At 60.6% G+C, this 1,664-nt stretch carries 1 protein-coding gene; it reads left to right on the top strand.

All coding sequences use genetic code 11. The annotated features are described in order from the left end of the window. Window positions 1-182: 182 nt before the first annotated feature. The coding region (locus tag B2V90_RS19115) for a DUF5597 domain-containing protein (protein WP_293922838.1) at window positions 183-1,664 on the top strand (1,482 nt) is incomplete at its 3' end.

The raw sequence follows: 1,664 nt of genomic DNA, 5'->3' as shown, positions 1-1,664 counted from the left end.
AAGCCCAAGCCCGCCGCCCCCGCGACGCGGGGTAGCGGTAAGGGCTGTCATGGGCGCACCAGCTTTCGGCTGGCATTCCAGACGATCCTGATAGGGCCGGCATTTACCCAATTGCGTCTTGGCATCCAAAGTAACTCCGCGTAATGGTATCGTTAACACAATACGATGCGGAGAGGGTTTCCATGCGACATATATGCGCGCTGTTATTGCTGGCCAGCCTATGGGGCCTGCCTCAGGTTGGCATCGCCGCTACCGCCCCGCGCACCGATCTGCCGCATTTCGAACAACGCGGCGCCGCAACGCAGCTAATCGTGGATGGGAAACCCTTTCTGGTGCTGGGCGGCGAGGTCAAGAACAGCAGCACCAGCAACCTTGTCCATTTCAGTCGGAAATGGCCATTGCTGGTCCGCGACAATCTTAACACGATCCTGGTGCCCGTCGCATGGGAGACCATCGAGCCGGTCGAGGGCCAGTTTGACTTTAGCAATGTCGATGGCCTGATAAAGGGCGCGCGCGATCATGATCTGCGGCTGGTATTTCTCTGGTTCGGTACTTGGAAGAACACGTTCTCCAGCTATGTCCCATCATGGGTGAAGCGCGACACGAAGCGGTTTCCGCGCATGCAGACTGCCGATGGACGCGGGACGGAACGCATTTCCGCTCTGTCCACCACAGCTCGCGATGCCGACGCGCGTGCCTTTGCGCAACTGATGCGGCATTTGAAGGCCGTGGATGGCGCGCGCCAGACGGTGCTGATGGTGCAGGTGGAAAATGAGGTCGGCGTCATTCCTGAATCGCGCGACCACGCGCCCGACGCCGAAGCCGCTTTTGCCGGGCCGGTCCCTGCGGAGTTGATGACCTATCTGACCGCGCATCGCGCGATACTTAACCCGCAATTGCGCGCCGCGTGGGAAGCCAATGGAGGGCGGACCAGCGGAAGTTGGACCGATGTCTTCGGGGGCGAAGGCATGACGGATTCTCTGTTCATGTCCTGGTCCTATGCGCGCTATATTGATCATGTCGCTGCGGCTGGCAAAGCGGAATATGCGCTGCCCATGTTCACCAATGCGGCGCTGATCCGGCCCAATTACGAGCCGGGCCAGTATAATTCGGGTGGCCCGCTGCCTTTTGCCATGGATCTTTGGAAGGCGGGTGCGCCGGCCCTCGATTTCCTTGCTCCCGACATTTACTTCGACAATTATGCCTATTGGGCGTCTCAATATCGACGCCCCGATAATGTGCTGTTCGTGCCCGAAGCGCGGGGCGGGGCGATCGGAGCGGCCAATGCTCTTTACACGTTCGGCGCGCTCAAGGGTTTCGGCTTCTCGCCCTTCGGCATTGACGAGCGCGGCGTGCAACTGGCTGGAGATCCGAGCGTCGGGCTTGGCACTGGCGGGGATGGCGACCCTGTGATCGGCGCGCTCTATGGCCAGCTCGAACAACTCGCGCCGTTGGTGCTCGAGAAGCAGGCAGAAGGAAAGATCTCGACTGTTATCATGGAGGGCTCGGCGCAACGATCGGGCCGGGGGCGGATCGGCGATTATATGGTCAACATGGCCCGCGCGAACGGACCCGATGGTAATGTCGATCCTGACAGCCGCGTCGCGGCGATGTTCCTCCAAACCGGACCGGACGAATTCATCGTCTTGGGGGCTGGCGATATG

Source organism: Sphingobium sp. UBA5915 (genome assembly GCF_002431195.1).
Taxonomy (GTDB): Bacteria; Pseudomonadota; Alphaproteobacteria; order Sphingomonadales; family Sphingomonadaceae; genus Sphingobium; species Sphingobium soli.
This window is presented reverse-complemented; position numbering and strand designations above follow the sequence as displayed.